This window comes from Novimethylophilus sp. (assembly GCF_036504375.1).
Classification (GTDB): Bacteria; Pseudomonadota; Gammaproteobacteria; order Burkholderiales; family Methylophilaceae; genus Novimethylophilus.
Genome location: NZ_DASXVH010000047.1, coordinates 1 through 19,926 on the forward strand (window position 1 = coordinate 1; position 19,926 = coordinate 19,926).

Annotated in this window: 20 protein-coding genes, 1 other RNA gene and 1 pseudogene; 5 read left to right on the forward strand and 17 right to left on the reverse strand. The window is 58.6% G+C overall.

Features of this window, described 5'->3' with window-relative positions:
• The first annotated feature begins 243 nt into the window (after positions 1–243).
• The 4 genes from ffs (at position 244) to recR (ending at position 3,020) form a co-directional block, all read left to right on the forward strand.
• Positions 244–341: signal recognition particle sRNA small type (ffs, locus tag VGK14_RS07170), an RNA gene on the forward strand.
• Positions 342–420: 79 nt separating this feature from the next.
• On the forward strand, positions 421–2,043 hold the full coding sequence (gene dnaX / locus VGK14_RS07175; protein ID WP_331508294.1) for a DNA polymerase III subunit gamma/tau: 1,623 nt from the start codon (positions 421–423) through the stop codon (positions 2,041–2,043).
• 11 nt (positions 2,044–2,054) lie between these two features.
• Positions 2,055–2,381 (forward strand): YbaB/EbfC family nucleoid-associated protein, encoded by a 327-nt coding sequence (locus tag VGK14_RS07180; protein WP_331508295.1) that lies wholly within the window; start codon positions 2,055–2,057, stop codon positions 2,379–2,381.
• Between the two features lie 39 nt (positions 2,382–2,420).
• Positions 2,421–3,020, forward strand: a complete 600-nt coding sequence (recR, locus tag VGK14_RS07185; protein WP_331508297.1) for a recombination mediator RecR — start codon at positions 2,421–2,423, stop codon at positions 3,018–3,020.
• On the opposite strand, the gene VGK14_RS07190 is transcribed toward recR, so the two are convergent.
• From VGK14_RS07190 to hfq, 15 genes are all read right to left on the reverse strand, one after another.
• The gene (locus VGK14_RS07190; protein WP_331508315.1) at positions 3,012–3,659 is read right to left on the reverse strand and encodes an HAD-IA family hydrolase; all 648 of its coding nucleotides are present in this window, start codon (positions 3,657–3,659) and stop codon (positions 3,012–3,014) included. The genes recR and VGK14_RS07190 overlap by 9 nt on opposite strands.
• A gap of 2 nt (positions 3,660–3,661) precedes the next feature.
• The gene (ubiG, locus tag VGK14_RS07195; protein WP_331508298.1) at positions 3,662–4,381 is read right to left on the reverse strand and encodes a bifunctional 2-polyprenyl-6-hydroxyphenol methylase/3-demethylubiquinol 3-O-methyltransferase UbiG; all 720 of its coding nucleotides are present in this window, start codon (positions 4,379–4,381) and stop codon (positions 3,662–3,664) included.
• Positions 4,351–5,679, reverse strand: coding sequence for a TRZ/ATZ family hydrolase (locus VGK14_RS07200; protein WP_331508299.1), 1,329 nt, complete (start codon positions 5,677–5,679; stop codon positions 4,351–4,353). Before VGK14_RS07200 ends, ubiG begins: the two co-directional genes overlap by 31 nt.
• Positions 5,680–5,750: 71 nt before the next feature.
• Positions 5,751–6,875 (reverse strand): OmpA family protein, encoded by a 1,125-nt coding sequence (locus VGK14_RS07205; protein WP_331508300.1) that lies wholly within the window; start codon positions 6,873–6,875, stop codon positions 5,751–5,753.
• Positions 6,876–6,942: 67 nt separating this feature from the next.
• Entirely contained in the window at positions 6,943–7,647 is a 705-nt protein-coding gene (locus VGK14_RS07210; protein ID WP_331508301.1) for a (5-formylfuran-3-yl)methyl phosphate synthase, read from the reverse strand.
• Entirely contained in the window at positions 7,644–8,219 is a 576-nt protein-coding gene (locus tag VGK14_RS07215; RefSeq protein WP_331508302.1) for a DUF447 domain-containing protein, read from the reverse strand. The genes VGK14_RS07210 and VGK14_RS07215 overlap by 4 nt, the downstream gene beginning before the upstream one ends.
• Positions 8,216–9,613: a DUF6513 domain-containing protein gene (locus tag VGK14_RS07220; RefSeq protein ID WP_331508303.1), complete on the reverse strand. Its 1,398-nt coding sequence runs from the start codon at positions 9,611–9,613 to the stop codon at positions 8,216–8,218. Before VGK14_RS07220 ends, VGK14_RS07215 begins: the two co-directional genes overlap by 4 nt.
• Positions 9,589–10,137: a flavoprotein gene (locus tag VGK14_RS07225; RefSeq protein ID WP_331508304.1), complete on the reverse strand. Its 549-nt coding sequence runs from the start codon at positions 10,135–10,137 to the stop codon at positions 9,589–9,591. The genes VGK14_RS07220 and VGK14_RS07225 overlap by 25 nt, the downstream gene beginning before the upstream one ends.
• Before the next feature lie 3 nt (positions 10,138–10,140).
• Complete coding sequence (locus VGK14_RS07230; RefSeq protein ID WP_331508306.1) at positions 10,141–11,463, reverse strand: adenylosuccinate synthase; 1,323 nt, start codon at positions 11,461–11,463, stop codon at positions 10,141–10,143.
• Between the two features lie 2 nt (positions 11,464–11,465).
• Positions 11,466–12,632 (reverse strand): ATP phosphoribosyltransferase regulatory subunit, encoded by a 1,167-nt coding sequence (locus tag VGK14_RS07235; protein ID WP_331508307.1) that lies wholly within the window; start codon positions 12,630–12,632, stop codon positions 11,466–11,468.
• A 12-nt stretch (positions 12,633–12,644) separates the two neighbouring features.
• Entirely contained in the window at positions 12,645–12,815 is a 171-nt protein-coding gene (locus VGK14_RS07240; protein WP_414691708.1) for a DUF2065 domain-containing protein, read from the reverse strand.
• Between the two features lie 26 nt (positions 12,816–12,841).
• Positions 12,842–13,714, reverse strand: a complete 873-nt coding sequence (gene hflC, locus VGK14_RS07245) for a protease modulator HflC (protein ID WP_331508309.1) — start codon at positions 13,712–13,714, stop codon at positions 12,842–12,844.
• Positions 13,711–14,901 carry an FtsH protease activity modulator HflK gene (gene hflK, locus VGK14_RS07250; protein ID WP_331508310.1) on the reverse strand — a complete coding sequence of 397 codons (1,191 nt, stop codon included), beginning with the start codon at positions 14,899–14,901 and terminating at the stop codon, positions 13,711–13,713. The genes hflC and hflK overlap by 4 nt, the downstream gene beginning before the upstream one ends.
• Before the next feature lie 15 nt (positions 14,902–14,916).
• On the reverse strand, positions 14,917–16,044 hold the full coding sequence (gene hflX / locus VGK14_RS07255; protein ID WP_331508311.1) for a ribosome rescue GTPase HflX: 1,128 nt from the start codon (positions 16,042–16,044) through the stop codon (positions 14,917–14,919).
• Entirely contained in the window at positions 16,044–16,286 is a 243-nt protein-coding gene (gene hfq / locus VGK14_RS07260; RefSeq protein ID WP_331508312.1) for an RNA chaperone Hfq, read from the reverse strand. Before hfq ends, hflX begins: the two co-directional genes overlap by 1 nt.
• A 132-nt stretch (positions 16,287–16,418) precedes the next feature.
• Here hfq and VGK14_RS07265 point away from each other — a divergent pair, with 132 nt between their 5' ends.
• On the forward strand, positions 16,419–17,822 hold the full coding sequence (locus tag VGK14_RS07265) for an MBL fold metallo-hydrolase (protein WP_331508313.1): 1,404 nt from the start codon (positions 16,419–16,421) through the stop codon (positions 17,820–17,822).
• Here the strand turns inward: VGK14_RS07265 and gltX are convergent.
• Both gltX and VGK14_RS07275 read right to left on the reverse strand, forming a co-directional pair.
• Positions 17,819–19,216, reverse strand: a complete 1,398-nt coding sequence (gene gltX, locus VGK14_RS07270) for a glutamate--tRNA ligase (RefSeq protein ID WP_331508314.1) — start codon at positions 19,214–19,216, stop codon at positions 17,819–17,821. The two genes, VGK14_RS07265 and gltX, sit on opposite strands and share 4 nt — an antisense overlap.
• Positions 19,217–19,342: 126 nt before the next feature.
• Positions 19,343–19,926, reverse strand: a pseudogene (locus VGK14_RS07275) (peptidylprolyl isomerase); the annotation flags it as partial.

Here is a 19,926-nt window from a genome sequence, read left to right on the forward strand (position 1 = left end):
ATTTCGATTCAACCATCGCCGTGATAATCTTTACCTTGAAGTACTCAAACTCTTACGAATAAATCCGCTTTAGCTTCCTAAGACCCTTGTTTTAATACCAGTTATTAATTAACAAAGCGTATTGTTTTTTTAAATACAACGAACTTTCAGGAAAAATCATGGAAAGCTGCCTGTATACATAAAAATATAACGAAAGATATTATCTCGCTGCCATTCCGGCACGGGATGGGTTAGAATAGCTGCGGCGGGCCTCCCCGCATTGCAAGATAGCCAACCTGGTCAGATCCGGAAGGAAGCAGCCACAGTTATTCAAGCAAGTGCCGGGGCAAAGGCTCGCCACTTTAATTCAAGTGTTCGCCACTTCTTTTCGGTAGCCGATTCGGCTAAAGTTGCGATGATATTCTTATCCAAGACACCCGCATGAGCTACCAGGTACTCGCCCGAAAATGGCGCCCCAAAGCCTTTGAACAGGTTGTCGGGCAGGAACATGTGGTGCGGGCCTTGTCCAACGCGCTGGAACAGCAGCGCCTGCATCATGCTTATCTTTTTACCGGCACCCGCGGGGTGGGCAAAACCACCCTCGCCCGCATTGTCGCCAAGGCGCTCAACTGCGAAACCGGCATCACCCCCACCCCGTGCGGACAATGCACGGCCTGCCTCGAAATCGACAAAGGCCGCTTCGTCGACTTGATCGAAGTGGATGCCGCATCCAACACCCAGGTGGATGCGATGCGCGAATTACTGGAAAATGCTCAATACGCTCCAACTTCGGGCCGCTTCAAGGTCTACATCATCGACGAAGTGCATATGCTGTCGCGCTCGGCGTTCAACGCGATGCTGAAGACACTGGAAGAACCGCCCGCGCACGTCAAGTTCATCCTGGCCACCACCGACCCGCAGAAAGTGCCGGTGACGGTGCTGTCACGCTGCCTGCAGTTCAATCTCAAGCAGATGGGGCCGGCCAATATCGCCGGACATCTGCAGCATATCCTCGACCAGGAAGCCATTTCCGCCGAACCGGTCGCCCTGCAACTGCTGTCGCGCGCTGCGGAAGGCAGCATGCGTGACGCGCTGTCGTTGCTGGATCAGGCCATTGCCTATGGCAGCGGCAGCGTGCACGAGCAGGAAGTACGCGCCATGCTGGGCGCCATCGACCAGAGTTATCTGTTCGCATTGCTGGAAGCATTGGTGGCGCAGGATGGTCAGGCGCTTATCCGCCAGGCCGAGGCGATGGAAGAGCGCAGCCTGGCGCTCGACGCAGCCTTGCAGGAACTCGCCGCGTTATTGCATCAGATCGCCCTGATGCAGGCCGTACCGCAAGCCATCCCCGCCGATCTTCCGGAGCGCGCGCGTATCGTGGAACTATCGCGACACATGTCGCCAGAACAGGCACAGCTGTATTACCAGATCGCCACACTGGGTCGACGCGATCTCGCCCTGGCCCCGGATGAATTCGCCGGCTTCACGATGACATTGTTGCGCATGCTCGCTTTTGCGCCGTCGGAACAGTCGACCGCGTATCAGCCTCAGCCCCCGGCGGCGGAGCGTACAGTATCCATCCCCATCGCAAACGAACCACGTGCGGAACCGCTACGCAACGAAAAACAGCCCGAAGAAAAACTTAACACCACTCTCAGCGCGCAACAGGCACAAAACACTGAGCCCAGCAGGTTCAGCGGCGACTGGCGCAGCTTTGTAGATGGCTTGAAACCCGGCTTTGCCAAGACCCTGGCGCAAAACTGCGAGCTGGTTCCGTCCGACGGACAAGGCCTATCGCTATGCGTTCGCGAATCACAAAAACATCTGCTGGAGCCGCGTTATCAGGAAATGCTGAAAAATGCGTTGAAAGAACGCTTCGGCAACCTGAAGATCAGCATAGCCATTGGCGGCAGCGGCAACACCCCGGCAGCACAACTTTCGCAGGAAAAGGCAAAGCGTCAGGCGCATGCGGAAGAATCCATACGCACCGATCCTTTTGTAAGGGATTTGATGGAAACTTTTGGCGCCGCCGTCAACCCTTCCAGCATCAAACCCATACAGTAGGAGCAAGCGACATGATGAAAGGCGGCTTGGGCAACCTGATGAAACAGGCCCAGAAAATGCAGGAGAACATGACAAAAGCCCAGGAGGAACTGGGCAGCATCGAGGTCGAAGGCCAGGCAGGCAATGGGTTGGTCAAAGTGGTCATGACCTGCCGCAACAATGTAAAACGAGTGAAAATCGACCCCAGTCTGCTGGTTGACGACAAAGACATGCTGGAGGACCTGATCGCCGCCGCGATAAATGACGCGGTGCGCCTGGCTGAAGCCACCAGTCAGGAGAAGATGGGGAAGCTTACGGCTGGCATGCCTTTGCCGCCCGGAATGAAACTGCCGTTCTGAAATTAAAGAGACCAGAGGCTAGAGAGATTAGCCCTCTTCATGAATAATCCCTCTGCGCTAGACCAACTGATCGAAGCCCTGCGCTGCCTGCCCGGCGTCGGACCGAAATCGGCGCAGCGCATGGCTTACCATTTGCTGCAGCGCGACCGAGCCGGTGCCCAGCATCTCGCCCAGAGCCTGCAAAACTCGCTGCAACGGATACGCCATTGCCAGAAGTGCAACAACTTTAGCGAAACTGAAATCTGCGAGCTATGCGCGTCCGGAAAACGCGACGCGCATCAGCTGTGCGTGGTGGAAATGCCCACCGACCTCATGATGCTGGAGCAGACCCAGACCTATTCCGGTATGTATTTCGTGCTGATGGGCCGGCTCTCGCCGCTGGACGGTGTCGGGCCTAAGGAAATCCACCTTGATCGCCTGCTGAAACGCGCCCAGGACGGCGAAACCCAGGAGGTTATCCTCGCCACCAACTATACCGTCGAGGGCGAAGCCACCGCGCACTACGTGGGAGAACTGCTCAAAGCGCGCGGCCTGAAAGTCAGCCGTATCGCCCGTGGGCTGCCGATGGGCGGCGAGATCGAACATGTCGATGTCGGCACGCTGGCGCAGGCGATGCTGGAGCGGCGCTCGCTACGGTAAATTGCGCAGCAAATCGAGCGGCGTCGAAATCATCCCCTGGGCGCCCCACTCTTCCGGCTTGTCGCCGTCGCCAAGATACCCGTAGATCGCCACCAGGGTGCGCATTCCTGCCGCTTTTCCTGCAATGACATCGCGCTCGGCATCGCCGACATAAATACAGCTGGAAGGGGCGACGCCGGCCTGCTTGCTGGCCAGAAGCAATGTGTCCGGGTACGGCTTTGGATGTTCGCAGTCATCGCCGCTTACGATACTGGCTGCGCGCTTGTTCAGCCCCAGCTTTTCCATCAGCGGCAGAGTAAATCGGCGCGGCTTGTTGGTCACCACGCCCCATCGCAGATGCCTGGCTTCGATCTCGGACAGCAATTCAGCCATGCCGTCGAACAAGATGGGGTGCTGACAGAACACTTCGTCATACAAGCCCAAATATTCTTCCCGCATTGCGGCAAACGAGGCATCTTCCGGCCCGATGCCGAAACCGATGCCTAGCAGGCCACGCGAGCCGTGAGAGGCATGGGGCCTGATGACGTCATCGGGCAGCGACGGCAAACCGTGGCGCGCGCGCTGCAGATTCAATGCACGGCCAAGGTCGGGCGCGGTATCGGCCAGCGTGCCGTCCAGATCAAACAATACCGTTTTCAATTTCAAGGCTTGACTGCGTGGATGAGGTAATTGACGGAAATGTCCTTATCCAGCCAGTAGCGCTTGGTGAGCAGGTTGTAGCTCATGCCGGCAAGGTCGGATACCTCCAGCCCGGCTTGACGGCAACAGGCGGAAAGCTCCGAAGGCTTGATGAATTTCCCATATTCATGCGTGCCGCGCGGCAACAGCTTGAGCACGTATTCTGCGCCGATCACGGCAAACAGATAGGATTTTGGATTCCGGTTGATGGTGGAAAGGAATACATGCCCGCCCGGCTTGACCAGCATACTGCAGGCGGCAACTACCGCAGCCGGGTCGGGCACATGCTCGAGCAGCTCCATGCAGGCCACCACATCGAAACCCGCAGGCCGCTCCGCGGCCATGGCCTCGACGGATACCAGACGGTAATCGACGCCGACTCCGCTTTCCAGGCGATGCAGCTGCGCCACCTTCAGCGCCTTCTCGCCGAGGTCTATGCCCGTCACCTGAGCACCGCGCAGCGCCATCGCTTCCGACAGAATGCCGCCCCCGCAGCCGACGTCCAGCACCGTTTTTCCCTTCAGACCGGCGATGCGATCGATATAATCGAGGCGTAGCGGATTGATATCGTGCAAAGGCTTAAACTCGCTTTCGGCATCCCACCAGCGATGCGCCAGCGCGGCAAATTTTTCCAGCTCCTGCGGGTCTGCGTTCAATGTGTTGTTCGCAAGCGTTTCTGCCATGCTTTCGTCCTTTCCAGAATTTCTTTTGGATCCAAGCTTAAAAGCTGGCCGTCCTTCAATACTGGTTCTCCGGCAACCCATACATGGCTAACCTGTTCACGCCCTGCCGTATATACCAGATGAGATATGACGTCATAGCAGGGTTGGGTTTCCAGACAGTTCAAATCCAGTGCGACCATATCCGCATATTTGCCGGGTTGCAGAGTGCCAATCTGCTCATCCATGCCCAATGCACGCGCCGCATTGATGGTAGCCATCTCCATCGCCTGCCAGGCTGGCAAGGTTTCCGCATTGCCACTGCTGCCCTTGGCAAGCAAGGCCGCCAGGCGCATTTCACCGAACATATCAAGACGATTATTGCTGGCGGCACCGTCGCTTCCCAGCCCGACATTGACGCCCTTTTCCAGCAGCGCAGTTACAGGTGCCGTACCGCTTGCGAGCTTCAAGTTCGAAGTCGGGCAGTGTGCAATATGACAACCCCGCTCTGCCAGCAGTTCGATCTCGCCAGTCGTCAAATGCACCCCGTGCGCGGCTATCAGGCCGGGCCCCAGCAGCCCCAGCCCGGCCATGCGCTGCAATGGGCGCATGCCGTGCTGTTTCTTGCTCTGAGCGAGTTCGTCGTGTGTTTCGTGCAGATGGGTATGAATATTCAGATTGAGTTGTTCCGCATAGGTCAGCACTTTTTCAAAAGTACGATCGCTGACCGTATAGGGCGCATGGGGTGCCAGACATGTGGTGACATGCGAACTGTTGCGCAACGCATCGCGTGCTGCCAGTCCCTTGTTCAGGTAGTCATCGGCATCGGCGGCATAAGGAGTGGGAAAATCCAGCACTGCCAGTCCCAGGCAGGCACGCATGCCGGCCCGTTCCACCGCGGCGGCCGCCGCGCCGGGGTAAAAGTACATGTCGGAGAAACAGGTTGTTCCCCCGCGCAGCATTTCAGCGCAGGCCAGCAGCGTGCCATCATGCACGAACTTTTCCGACGCGAATGAGGATTCAGCAGGCCAGATACGCTCGTTCAGCCAGCGCATCAGCGGCAGATCGTCCGCCAAGCCGCGCATCAGGCTCATGGCCGCATGCGTATGCAGATTGATCAGGCCCGGCATCAGCGCGTGGCCGGGCAGAAAAACGCTCTCTGCCTGAGTATAGCTCCGCCGGGCTTCGGACAACGGCAAAATGTCCAGGATGAGCCCGTCTCTCACCGCAACCGCATGCTCCTCCAGAACCGTGGCGCGCGGATAAATCGGCACTATCCATTGCGGTACTATCAGTAGATCGATTAATTGCAATTCTGGCATTACTTGCCTTAAGAGCTTGTCCACAAAAAAAAGCCCCGACCAGCGGGGCTTTTTCAGATTATCAGCCAGTTTTACGGAGCTACCTGCCGCTGTGCCTCGATTTCTACCACGACACGGCGATTGGGCTGCAGGCATTGGATCAACTTCTTGCCGCGCACACCCTTGCAATCCACGACAGGCATCGTTTCACCCTTGCCGATTGCATGCAGGCGCTTCTCTTCGATGCCCTGCGTCATCAGGTATTTTTTCACCGCATTGGCGCGGCGCTCGGAAAGCTTCTGGTTGTACTTCTCATCGCCAATACGGTCGGTATGACCGCTAATCAGCACCAGTTCGACTTCTGGATGAGCCTTCATTTTTTCGACAACTTCGGCATCCAGAATTTTCTTGCCTTCGTTGGTCAGCGCGTCTTTGTCAAAACCGAAGAGTACTTCAGCTTGCAGCGTCATTTTGACGAATGCCGGCTCATTGGGGCCGACCGGCTCCGGCGCGGGTTGCTGAGACTCGTCATATAATTTCGGTAACGGCTCTTCGTTGCTGGGAGCCACTTCCGCCAGCTCGGGCGCCGGTGCGGCGACCGGTTCAGCCGCTACCGCTTTTTTCGGCACGCCAAAGTTGAACACTACGCCCAGATTCAGATAAGTATTTCCGACGGTTTCCTTCCTGTCGTTGCCGAACAACCGGCGGTTATCATCTTCGGCACGACTCCACACTTCGCGTATGTCGGCTTGCAGTCCGATATTGTCGGTGAAGAAGTACTGGAAACCGGCGCCCACGTTACCCATCCATGAGGTATTGCTACCATGGGGATTGCCGCTGCCGGTGTAATTGATCTTGTTGCGTGCTGCACCGAAACCGGCCAGCACGAACGGACGGAACTTGTCGCGACTGAACATGTACAAGGCATCCAGGCCGAACAGGGTTTGCTTGTAGTTACCGCTCGTGTAACGGGAACTGTCCTCGTCAGCCTTTGAATGGCTCAAACCCAACTGCACATCCCAATGTTCGCTGATTTCCTTGCCCAGGCGCAAACTATAGGCGGCAGAATTATTGTCAGCCTTGAGATCGCTGTCGCTATGCATGATGCCGATGCCGGGAACCGCATACCAGGAGCCCTGATATGCATCGTCCGCCATTGCCGCGCTGGTGGCGCAAAAAACGCCTGCCAGGGCAAGGCCAACCAGTTTTGTTTTCATATCGTCACACCCCTTCTTTTGTTAGTTCCGTCAGACTATACGCAAGACGTTAGGAGTTTGCAACGACTCAGTCATTGACGTATTCGGTCTGTTGCACAAATGCAACAGACCGAGAGATAAAACTCATGCGAACGGGGTCCAGGGCAGCCTGCCGTCGATGATTGCTGCACAGGGCGCCGCGAAATCCGAGGTAGTCCGCCCCCAATAATGCCAATGCCGCAATATCGGTTTCACGCAACGACCCGGCCAGCCCGGTAAGCAAGCCGTGGTTGTGCGACATGCCGACGAAGTCCCGCAAGCGAGCCTCGTCCAGCCAGGACAGAAGCCCCCCGGCAGTTTTATCGGCGGTGTCCAGCATGGCCCCGTAAAATCCGGAGGCGGCAAATACCGGCAGTAATGAAAAATCCGGCTCCTGATCGGCAAACATGACGGCTACGGTTTTAATGCCGCGACTTATCACAGGAGCCAATGCCTGGGCGCATTCGGCATGCCCGTCCTTGCCAAAAAAGCCGACTTTGACGATATCCACACCCGTATCAACCGTGTTTTCGACTGCCTGGCACAGAATAGCGGGCTGCATCGGCAAATCGCCTATAGTGGCGCTTACCGGTTTGCGCCCATCGATAAAACGTACGACCTGCTCGATGACTGAAACCGGCAATGCACCCAATGCCCCTTGAGACGGGTTTTTCAAATCGATAATATCGGCGCCGGCCTCCAGCGCAATGCGCGCCTCGTCGACGTTGGTGACGCTTGCCAGAACTCCCGTCATGCCTGATTGCTCCCGGCCTGCTCCGCGCGAAAATTCTCGATTTTCTCCATCAGCCATCCCCATGCCTGCAGCTCCCGCTCGCCGGCGGTTTTTTCGATGGCGATGGCAAGATATTTTAGTTCGGCATCGATTTTTTCCGCCGGCAGCAGATGCAGCCGGCTGACCAGCACGGAGGCTTCGATCACCGCTGCCTGCGCCCGGTTGAAGCCGCGAAACGGTGCATACATCCGTTCGTGCACTACCCGGAACAGCAGTTCCGGCCTGGTTGCGTCATCCCTGATTTCCGCCAGCTCCAGCTCGCGGTGTGCCAGCGCCCCTTCCAGCACCCAGCCGTCGATTCGCTCTGCATGCTGCACCGGCCAATCACGGCGCCCTGTCAGGCTGCCGGCGAATATGCGCACGTCGTCGGTCAGATTAAGCACGGCACAGCGACCCCGCAGCAGGTTATCTAGGCTGGCCGAAGGGCGGAATGGCGCGATCAGTACCATGCCGTCCCACTCGCGTACGCCGAATGGCGCGACATGCGGGCTGCCATCGGCATTGGTGGTGGTGACTATGGTTTCGAAGATCATGGTTTGGCGGCTTTTTTCTTCTTGAGCGCGGCCTCGCGGTGTTCGACGCGGCCGCGCGGGTCGGGCGCGACGGTGTTGCAGCCCCAGTGCAGCTCCTCGTCCTGGGCATAGCGTTTTTTCAGTTGCCAGGCGATTTGCGCACGCGCCAGCTCCACCCCCAGATAGAACGCGTGGGAAGCATCGTCATCGACATCCAGCAAGGGATACAGCCGAAACGGGTCAATATCGCAATGCAGCCCGTCGCGATTGTAGATATGCACGCCGTTCTCGCTCACCTGGATGCGGAAGTTGGAATCCTTGACCTGCGCCGCAAACTCTTCGATCTCTTCAGGCGTATAGGGGAACGGCCGCCTATCGTGCAGACCGAGCAGGCCGTTGGAGTAATCGCGCGGCAGCCGGCGGTCTTCTTCGGCGGCGAACATCACGCGCCGCGCCACGTCGGCTTCGGCCACGGCGTTGCTCGCGTGCGGACTGACCGCAGTGGTGAGAACGGCATTGATGCGCAATTCGGCGATGATACCGAACAGCATCGCGTTGATGCCGGCGGTATCGGCGTCTGTCAGCTCGGTCAGGTTGCCTATGCCCATCATGATGGCTATATCTGGATAGCGCTTGCGCAATCGGTGATAGCGGACGATGGATTCGGCCAGACCAAATGGAATAGGGTCGAGAATCGGATCGGCGAGAAACGCCCGGCCCTTCTTCTGCATGCCGTCAATGGCGCGGTAGAGCGACGGCAGGCTGCCGGCTTTCGCGGGGATCAGCACCGGCGTGGAGGGTACCTCATCGGCGATCCACAGCGTCTTTTCGGTCAGACTCAGCAGATAGTCCGCGCCGGCGTGCCCGGCACGCAACAGATCGTCGCTGTTCAGCGAATCGACGCTGACCTGCATGCCCAGCGACTGCAATGCGCGTATCGCGTCTTCCATATGGGGAAACGGCGTATTGGGCAGGCAGCCGAGATCGATCACGTTCGCGCCCTGGGCGCGGTAGCGCTCGGCGCGGGCGACGATTTGCTCGACCGTTAGCTCGGTGGCCTCGACGATTTCAGCGAAAATGCGGGTGGCATAGCGCGACAGGTCGGGCGCCTTGCCGCCATGCCCGAAATACTGGGGCAGATCCTTCAAATCCTCCGGCCCGCGCTCTACCGGCACGCCGTATTTTTCGACCAGGGGCGCCAAATCGCCGCGGCACAGGCCGGGGATCACGATGCGGTCGGCGCCGCGCGCGTCCGACAGGCGGCGGGCGATGAATTCCGGGGTCATCAGCGCCGCGACGCTGATGCCAAGCTGGGCCACCTGGTACTCGAAATCGGCCGGCTGAATGCCGGCCAGCACTTTATTCAGGCTGTTCTCGGCCAGCTTGCCGGTCAGGAAGAGGATGTTGGCAGACATGCCAGCCGGACCTTGATGGCCGCTTCAAGCTCCTGCATGTCGGCGGCGACGGTAGTTTGCTCGAAGCTCTTGAGCTTTTCCATGTTCTCGAGGTCAATGCGGCGCGGCCAGACCTTGACCACATGGTCTCGCGGCGCGTCGGACTCCAGTTCCGGCGCGGTATCGCAGGCGAATACAATGGTGGGAATCCGGCACTTGCCCGCCTGGGCAAAGATGTTGGTCACCAGATTGTCGGAAATGCCGCACACCATCTTGGCGACGGTATTGGAGCTGGTCGGGGCCAGCACTACGGTATGGTAGACCCCCTGGTAGAAGAACTCGACCGGGACCGAACTGGCGGTCTTGTCATGGAACACGCGCCCCACGTTATGCGTGTAGCCGTATTGCTGCAGGATCTCGGCTGCGGCTTTGCTCAGGAACAGATCTACATCCTCGAGCTTTTGGATGATATCCAGGCATTCACGCAGATAATGCCCGGACCCCGTCAAAGCCCAGGCCAGACGTTTTTTTTCAGGCGCACTCACGGCTTAAACTCCGAACGGGTGGCGCAGCACGATGGTCTCGTCGCGCTCCGGACCGGTAGAGACGATATCCACCGGCACTTCGCACAACGCCTCCAGGCGCTTCAGATAGGCACGGGCATTGGCCGGCAGGTCTTCCCAGCGTTTGACGCCGAACGTATTCTCCTGCCAACCTGGCATCACTTCGTAAATCGGCTCGCAACGCGCGACGTCCTCGGCCCCCACCGGCAGCAGGTCCACTACCTTGCCGTCCAGCTTGTAGCCGGTACAGATCTCCAGTTCCGCAATGCCGTCCAGCACGTCCAGCTTGGTGATGCACAAACCGGTCACGCCGTTGATGCGGGCGGAACGGCGCAACGCGGCGGCGTCGAACCAGCCGCAGCGGCGCTTGCGCTTGGTGACGGTGCCGATTTCGCGGCCCTTGTCCGACATCTGGTGTCCGGGCGTGGCATCGGTTTCGATATCCAGTTCGCTGGGGAACGGCCCGCCGCCCACGCGCGTACAGTAGGCCTTGGTGATGCCGAGCACGTAGTGCAGCATGTTCGGGCCGACGCCCGCTCCGGCGGAAGCCTGCCCGGCGACGCAATTGGACGAGGTGACATAGGGATAAGTGCCATGGTCGATGTCGAGCAAGGTGCCCTGCGCGCCTTCGAACAGCAGGTTGTCGCCTGCCTTGTGGGCATCGTACAGCGCGGCGGACACGTCGGCCACCAGCGGACGCAGGCTTTCGGCATGCCGCATCGCCGCATCGAGCTGCGCCTGATAATCCACAGCTTCGGCGTTCAGGTGACGGGTCAGGACGAAATTGTGGTAATCCAGCACCTCGCGCAGCTTTTCGGCAAAGCGGTCGGGGTAGAATAAATCGTAAACACGCAGCGCGCGGCGGGCGACCTTGTCTTCGTAGGTGGGGCCGATACCCTTGCCGGTGGTGCCTATCTTCTTGCCCTGGCTGCGGGCGGCTTCGCGCGCGCGGTCCAGGCTGACGTGATAGCCAAAGATCAACGGGCAGCCCGGGCTGATCATCAGCCGGTTGCGTACTTCCAGGCCGACCGCCTCCAGTCCGCCGATTTCCTCCAGCAGATGCCCGGCATCCAGCACCACGCCGTTGCCGATATAGCAGCGCACGCCTTCGCGCACGATGCCGGACGGTACCAGATTCAATTTATATTCGCGCTGCTGCGCACCCTGCCCGATCACCAGCGTATGGCCGGCATTGTGGCCTCCCTGAAAGCGCACCACGCCCTGCGCATGGTCGGTCAGCCAGTCAACGATTTTGCCTTTTCCCTCATCGCCCCACTGGGTACCGATGACGACTACATTCTTGCCCATGTTCAGCCTTTGTTATCGGCGGGAACGACTTCCCAGCCCTTGTCGTTTTTAACCAGCATGCGGTCGCAGTTGAGCTCCGCGCGATGGGCCTCATGCCCCGGCAACTCGACCACCACCACCTCGCCCGCAGTGCGCAGTTCACCTACCTTGCGGCCGAGAGCGGCATCGTCAGAATACGGCGCCCATATGCCGCGCGCCGGTTCGGCGGCAGCCATGATACCGATCAATGCCCGCATATCCATGCTGAAACCGGTTGCCGGACGCGGCCGGCCGAACGACTGCCCCACTTCGTCGTAACGCCCGCCCTGGGCCAGCGCGCCTGCATAACCTTCAGCATATGCCGCAAACACCATGCCGCTGTGGTAATGGTAACCACGCAATTCCGCAAGGTCGAAACTCACTTCCACATCCAGATCAACCAATCGCTGCGCCGCATGCTTCAAATCCTGCAGCGCCTGCTTGATTTCCGCGAATTGCGGCAGTCGTTGCTGGGCTTCCTGCAATACAGCCATGTCCCCGTAAAGCGAGGGCAAGGTCAGCAATGCCTGCCGCGTCTGCGCATCCAGGCCATGCGTCATTTCCCCTAATGCACTGCCATCCTTGGCTTGCAGTGCCGCGAACATTTCAGTCTCCAGTTCGGTATTGATACCGGCACGGCTCACCAAGGCACGGAAAATGGCGACATGGCTGAAATCGATGTGCGGCTTGCGGATGCCGGCCAGCTGCAAAGCCTGCACCAGCAATTGCTGGATTTCCAGATCGCTTTCGATTCCCACATGACCGAACAGCTCGGCACCCAACTGCAACGGTTCGCGCGTCTGCGCGGTGCCGCCCGGCTGGGTACGCAACACGCTGCCGGCATAGCATAGGCGGGTAATCCCCTGCTGGTTCAACAGATGGGCATCGATACGTGCCGCCTGCGGCGTAATGTCGGAACGCACCCCCATCAGGCGGCCGGACAGTTGATCCACTACCTTGAAAGTCAGTAAATCGAGATCGTGCCCTACCCCCGTGGTCAGCGACTCAAGGTATTCGAGCAGCGGCGGAATGACATACTGATAGCCATGAATGTGGAACAGGTCCAGCAATTGGCGGCGCAGCAATTCGATGCGACGCGCCTCGGCCGGCAGCACGTCTTCGATATATTCTGGAAGTATCCAATGACGCATGATTATTGTTTGTCAGCTCGCCATCAAAATAATCAACAAGCCGCCCAGCATCGACGCCAGTCCGATAAATCGCAGCTGGCCATCGTTGAGCTCTATCATGCGGCGAAAAGTCTGGCGCCAGGACGCAGGCGCCAATAACGGCAGTACACCCTCAAGCACCAGCATCAGGCCGAACGCCAGCATCAGACTGTTGTTCAAGAACTATGCCCCTATTTACGGCCACCGGCGTCCTTCAGATACTTGAAGAACTCGGAACTGGGATCAAGGACCAACACGTCAGCCTTGCTGCGGAAGCTGTTGCGGTAGGCTTCCAGACTGCGGTAGAACGCATAGAACTCGGGGTTGCGGCTGTAGGCTGAAGCATAGATTTCGGAAGCCCTGGCATCGCCTTCGCCCTTGATGCGCTGGGCTTCACGGAAAGCCTCGGCGAGAATCACTTCGCGCTGCTTATCGGCATCGGCGCGGATTTTCTCAGCGGCCCCGGCCCCTTGCGAGCGCAAATCGTTGGCGACGCGCTTGCGCTCCGCCTCCATACGCTGATACACCGAATCGCTGACCTCTTGCGGCAAATCGACGCGCTTCAGGCGCACATCCAGCACCTGGATGCCCATCTGACGCGCCTCTCGGTCAGCCTTGTCGCGCAGGATATCCATGATTTTGGCGCGCTCGCCGGAAATCACGTCATGAATGGTACGCTTGCCGAACTCCGCGCGCAGCCCGTCATTAACCACCTGCGACAGACGCGCTTCGGCCTGCTTCTCGTCGCCACGGACCGAAACATAATACCTGGCAGGGTCGATGATGCGCCATTTGACGAAGGAATCCACCAGCACGTTCTTCTTTTCGCTGGTGATGAAACGGTCCGGCTCAACCCAGTCCAGCGTGACGATGCGCTTCTCGAAATAGCGCACATTGTCCACCAGCGGGATCTTGAAATGCAGGCCGGGATTTTGCTCGACCGCGACAATCTCGCCCAGGCGGAAGACAATGGCGTATTCGCGTTGATCGACGCCGAATGCGGACAGGCTCAGCATCACCAGCAGCACGATCACGCCGGTCAGTACGGCTCCCAGGTTCTTCATGGACGCGACTCCCGATCACGGCTACGGAATGCATCGCGCGAACGTGCGTCTGCATCCGGATTGATAGTTGGCGCAGGTGCAGGTTGCTGGCTGGCCGCAGGCTGCTGAACTGCCGGAGGCGGGGCGCCCATCAGTTTGTCCAGCGGCAAATAAAGCATGCTGCCGCTACCCGATTTCTGATCCACCACCACCTTGCTGGAATTGGACAGCACTTGCTCCTGCGACTCCAGATACAAGCGCTGGCGGGTTACCTGCGGCGCCTTTTCATATTGCGCCAGCACTTGCGAGAAACGACTGGCATTACCCTGCGCTTCGTTGATCACGCGCTGCTTGTAGCCGCTGGCTTCTTCCAGCAAGCGTGCCGCATTGCCCCGCGCCTTGGGGATTACGTCATTGGCGTACGCCTGGCCTTCGTTCTTTTGACGTTCCAGATCCTGGCCGGCTTTCACCGCATCGTCGAACGCCGCCTGCACCTGCTCCGGCGGCTGGGCGTTCTGCATCGTGACGCTGACGACATTGATGCCGGAATGGTAGCGGTCAAGAATATCCTGCATCAATTTCTTGGCCTGCACCGCCACCTCGGCGCGCCCTTCATACAGCACGAAATCCATGCGGCTCTTGCCGACGATCTCGCGAATCGCCGTTTCCGCGGTACTGCGTACGGCCTCCTCTGGATCGCGGTTGTTGAACAGGAAATCCTCCGGATTTTTCAAATTGAACTGCACGGCGAACTGCAGATCGATGATGTTTTCATCATCCGTCAGCATCAGCGACTCCTTGAGTTCGCGGCTACGGCCAGGCCCGGCCTCGCCGCGGCCGCGATAGCCGACTTCAATCGTGCGTACCTGCTCAAGATTGACGATGTTTACCGACTCGACAGGATAAGGCATATGCCAGCGCGGGCCCGGCATGGTGGTTTCGACATGCTTGCCGAAACGCAGCACCACGCCGCGCTTGCCCTGATCCACGATATAAAAGCCGGTACCCAGCCAGATAACGGCGATCAGCAATGCTATCAGGCCGAAGCCGAAAGGATTTTGCACCGGCGGCGCGGAAGTTTGCGGAGCGCCTCTGCCGCCTTTGCCGAAAAGGGCATTCAGGCGGCGTGTCAGATCGCGCATGATTTCATCCAGATCCGGCGGGCCGTCGTTTTTCTTGCCGCCCCACCCTGGGTCGTTCGATGCCATAGTTGCTCCGAAAAATTATACCGTAGCCGGAATCGGCCGCATTTGCTCTGTATGGGGTTGATGAAGCTCACTGAGTGCTTGTCGAATCAGCTCGATACCGGCTCCCTGCTCCGCCGATACCCAAACTTTCGCAATTTTACCATACTCATCGCGCTCCATGCCCGGCGTCATTGAGACAGCGTCTATCTTGTTCATCACCAGCAATTGCGGCACATCCTGCGCGCCGATTTCCGCCAGTACCTTGTTGACTTCGGCAATCTGTTCTTCGCGTGCCGGGCTTGCCACATCCACCACATGCAGCAGCAGATCGGCCTGCGCCGCCTCTTCCAGCGTGGCACCGAATGCCTCCACCAGCGTATGCGGCAAGTTACGGATAAAGCCGACGGTATCCGACACAACCACCGGCCCGCATTCCGGAATGAAGAGCTTGCGCGAAGTCGTATCCAAGGTGGCGAACAACTGGTCCGCGGCATACACCCCGGACTGGGTAAGTCGGTTGAACAGCGTGGATTTTCCGGCATTGGTATAGCCCACCAGGGACACCGACAAGACGCCGGAGCGCTTGCGCGCGCGCCGCTGCATACCGCGCTGCTGCGCCAGTTTGGCCAGTTTTTCCCGCAGCATCTTGACGCGGTTGCGTATCATGCGCCGGTCCAGTTCCAGCTGCGTTTCGCCGGGGCCGCCGCGCACGCCGATGCCGCCTTTTTGCCGCTCCAGGTGAGTCCAGCCCCGCACCAGGCGGGTGGACAGATGCTCCATTTGCGCAAGCTCGACCTGCAGCTTGCCTTCGTGGCTTTTTGCCCGCTGGGCAAAAATATCCAGGATCAGGCCGGTACGGTCCGCCACTCGGCAGGCTAATGTTTTTTCCAGATTGCGCTGCTGGGCGGGGGATAGTTCGTGATTGAAGACGGCAACCTGGGCTTCGCTTTCGCGCAATGCGGCGGCAACCTCTTCCGCCTTGCCGCTGCCGACGAACAGCGCGGCATCCGGCTTGGCCCGCTTGCCTTCAACTACGGCACGCACTTCCAGCCCCGCGCTCACTGTCAGGTGTCGCAACTCTGTCAAACTATCTTCGTAACCCTTGCCGCCGAAATCAAGGCTTACCAAGACAGCGGCATCGCCGCCACCATGACGATCAAACATCAATCCTCAGCGGCCTCCTGCGTGTGCGGAATATTGACCGCCCGGCCCGGCACAATGGTGGATATGGCGTGCTTGTATACCATTTGCGTAACGGTATTCTTGAGCAGTACCACGTATTGATCGAATGAATCCACTTGACCTTGGAGCTTGATGCCGTTGACCAGGTAAATGGAAACCGGCACATGCTCCTTTCGAAGCGTATTTAGAAAAGGATCTTGCAGTGTTTGGCCCTTCATGGTCATGTGATGCTCCCTCTTTTGTGGGGTTATCTTGGAAATGCGTTAGAAACTGTACGCGATTTTTACCCATTCCGCTATATGAGGCGCAATAGTTCATGGTACCGTTATGGGGACACTTCTTACGAAAACAAGTCTATGAAGCTCAGCTTTTACGGAGCAGCCGGAGAAGTTACCGGCTCATGCTATCTGGTTCAAACCGAGACATTCAGATTTTTAGTGGATTGCGGCATGTTTCAGGGCGGGCATGAGGCTGACCTGAAAAATCGCCAATTCCCGGCATTCGACCCGGCTTCCATCGATTTTGTATTGCTGACCCACGCCCATATCGACCACTCCGGCTTGTTGCCACGTCTGGCTGCGCTGGGATTCCAGGGCCCCATTTACTGCACGGCCGCCACCGCCGAATTGCTGGACGTGATGTTGCGCGACAGCGCTCATATCCAGGAAAAGGAAGCCGAATGGGAAGAACGCCATAATAACCATCGCAACAACCGCAGACCACGCTTTGAACCCCTGTATTCGCTTGCCGATGTCGAGAAGTCGCTCAAGCTGCTGCATCGCCTGAATTATGACGCGGAAATCCGGCCCCATCCGGATGTCACATGCTCCTTCCGAGATGCCGGCCACATCCTGGGCTCCGCCATCATCGAAATATGGGCAGAAGAATTCGGCCAACGCCGAAAAATCGTTTTTTCCGGCGACTTGGGCCAGCCGGGGCGCCCGCTTCTGCGCAACCCCACCTCCATCCGGCAAGCCGACGTGCTGCTGGTCGAATCCACTTATGGCAATCGCCTGCACAAGATGCTGCCGGATACCCTGGATGAACTGGTGCACGCCATCCACGACACGCTGGAAAGAAAGCATGGCAACGTCGTCATGCCGGCTTTCACTGTAGGCCGTACGCAGGAAATCCTTTACCTGCTGATCGATCTTACCCGCCAGCGCCGCCTGCATGGCCTCAAAGTGTATGTCGATTCACCGCTGGCACTGTCGGCCACCGAAATCACCATGCGCCATATCGAACTATTCAACCAGGAAGCGCAGAAACTGATGGCGTGGGGCAAGGAGCGCCGCAAGGAAATGCCGGAAATCCGCTTCGTCCAGGACGTGGAGGAATCCATGGCATTGAACGAGATCAAGTCCGGCGCCATCATCATTTCCGCCAGCGGCATGTGCGATGCCGGGCGCATCAAACACCATCTGCGCTGGAACCTCAGCCGCCCGGAATGCAGCATTCTGATTACCGGTTTTCAGGCCCTGGGCACGCTGGGGCGGCGGCTGGTGGACGGCGCCAAGCTGGTCAAACTGTTCGGTAACGAAATTCCGGTACGTGCAAGCATCTACACCATAGGCGGACTATCGGCGCATGCCGATCAAGCCTCCTTGATGGGCTGGCTCAGCCATTTCAGCAAGCCGCCGCAGCAGACCTTCGTCGTGCACGGAGAGTCTGCCGCAGCGGAAATATTCGCCAATCGCGTGCGGGACGAGCTGAACTGGAATGTTCGCGTGCCCGAGTTGCACGAAGAACTGGAAATTTAAACGCCAAGATAGCCGTTGAGACGGCGCAGCGTTTCGTCGCGGCCCAGCAGCGCCAACACCGCATCCACGCTGGGCGTCTGGGCAATGCCGGCCACCATTACACGCAACGGCATCGCCACTTTGGGAAATTTGAGCCCATTGGCCGTCACCGCTTCCTGGATGGCGTCATGCAGCACTGCCTGCGTCCATTCTCCCGCAGCCAGTTTTTCCGTTAAGGCTTTGAGCACCGGCATCACATCCGGCGTCAGGTGTTTTCCCAACAAGTCGTCTGCGGGATGGATCTGCCGGTAGAAATATTCTACCGCGTCGGCCAGTTCGTTCAGGTTCGCCGCCCGCTCCTTATATAGACCGAGCACGCCGGCCAGATCCGGCCCGCCCGCCGTCGCGATGCCGCGCGCTGCAAGACGCTTGGTCACTTCGGTCGCCAGCCGCGAATTATCGGCCAGCTTCAAATAGTGCGCATTCAGCCAGTTGAGCTTTTCAGTATTGAACTGCGCGGCCGAAGGCGTGATATGGTCGAGGTCGAACCATGTGCAGAACTGTTCCATGCTGAAAATTTCATCGTCGCCGTGGCTCCAGCCCAGCCGGGCCAGATAGTTCAGCACCGCCTCCGGCAGATAACCGTCCTCGTCGTATTGCATCACGCTGACCGCGCCGTGGCGCTTGGAGAGCTTCTGCCCATCGTCGCCCAGGATCATCGACAGATGCGCATACTGCGGCACCTGCGCATTCAGCGCCTTGAGTATGTTGATCTGGCGCGGCGTATTGTTGACGTGATCGTCGCCGCGGATGACGTGCGTGATCTGCATATCCCAGTCGTCCACCACCACGCAGAAGTTATAGGTCGGCGTACCGTCGGCGCGCGCAATAATGAGGTCGTCCAGTTCATTGTTGGCGATCGCGATGCGCCCCTTGACCTGGTCGTCCCAGGCCACGATGCCATCCAATGGATTTTTGAAGCGGATGACGGGCTCTACCCCGCCCGGCACAGGCGGCAAGGTCTTGCCCGGCTCCGGCCGCCAAGTGCCGTCGTAGCGCGGCTTGAGCCCGGCTGCCATTTGCTTTTCCCGCATCGCGTCGAGCGCTTCCCGGCTGCTGTAACAGCGGTATGCCTTGCCCTCCTCCAGCAATTGCGCGATAACCTGCTTGTACCTATCCATGCGCTGCATCTGGTAAAACGGGCCTTCGTCGTAATTCAGCCCGAGCCAGTTCATGCCGTCCAGAATCGCCTGCACGGCTTCCGGCGTTGAGCGCGCGACATCGGTATCCTCGATGCGCAGGATAAAGACCCCCTGATGGTGGCGGGCGTACGCCCATGAAAACAGCGCGGTGCGAGCACCGCCGATATGCAGGAAACCGGTGGGGCTGGGGGCAAAACGGGTGCGTATCATCAATCGATCATTCCTTACAAAATCCAGAGCGCATTTTAACTCTGATGTCTCATCGGCTCGCGCTTATTTACCCAACAAAAAAAGGCGACCATGGCCGCCTTTTAGCTGATCCCCATCCAGGGGAATCAATTACTGCTGACTATTTTTTGCGTTCAGCAAATCCTGGTTGATCTTGACCTCGGCGTGTTCGCGCAGCGATCTCATGTAGGTGGCCAGATATTCTGCGCCAAGCGCGGTCGTGTACCCGGCATTGACAGATTTTCTGCTTTCGGCGTCCAGCTTCTGCAGACCGTCCTCAACTGCACTGAGCCTGATCAGGACATAGCCGCCATCCTTGCCGGCTGCGCCGACATAGGCAGGCAGCCTGGAACCATCCATGCGGAAGGCCTGCTTCAAGACCCCATCCGAAAGCCCCTGCGGATTCTGACGGTCGATTTTGACCGGCGTCGTCCACCCGACACTGGCGGCATCGCCACCCTTCTTCAGATCAGCCAACACTTTTTCACCCTGCTGCATGGCCAGCTTGGCCGCCAGCATGTGCTTGAGCTTATCTTCGACGCCAGCTTTGACCTCGTCAAACGGCTTCATGCTGGCTGGCCTTGCCTCGGCCACGCGCGCAGCGGCAAGCGTATTGGGAGTAACCTCCACGGCTTCGGTATTGCGTTTTTCCTTGCGCACCTCGTCGGAAAAGATTTCGCTCGCCAGTTTGTCAT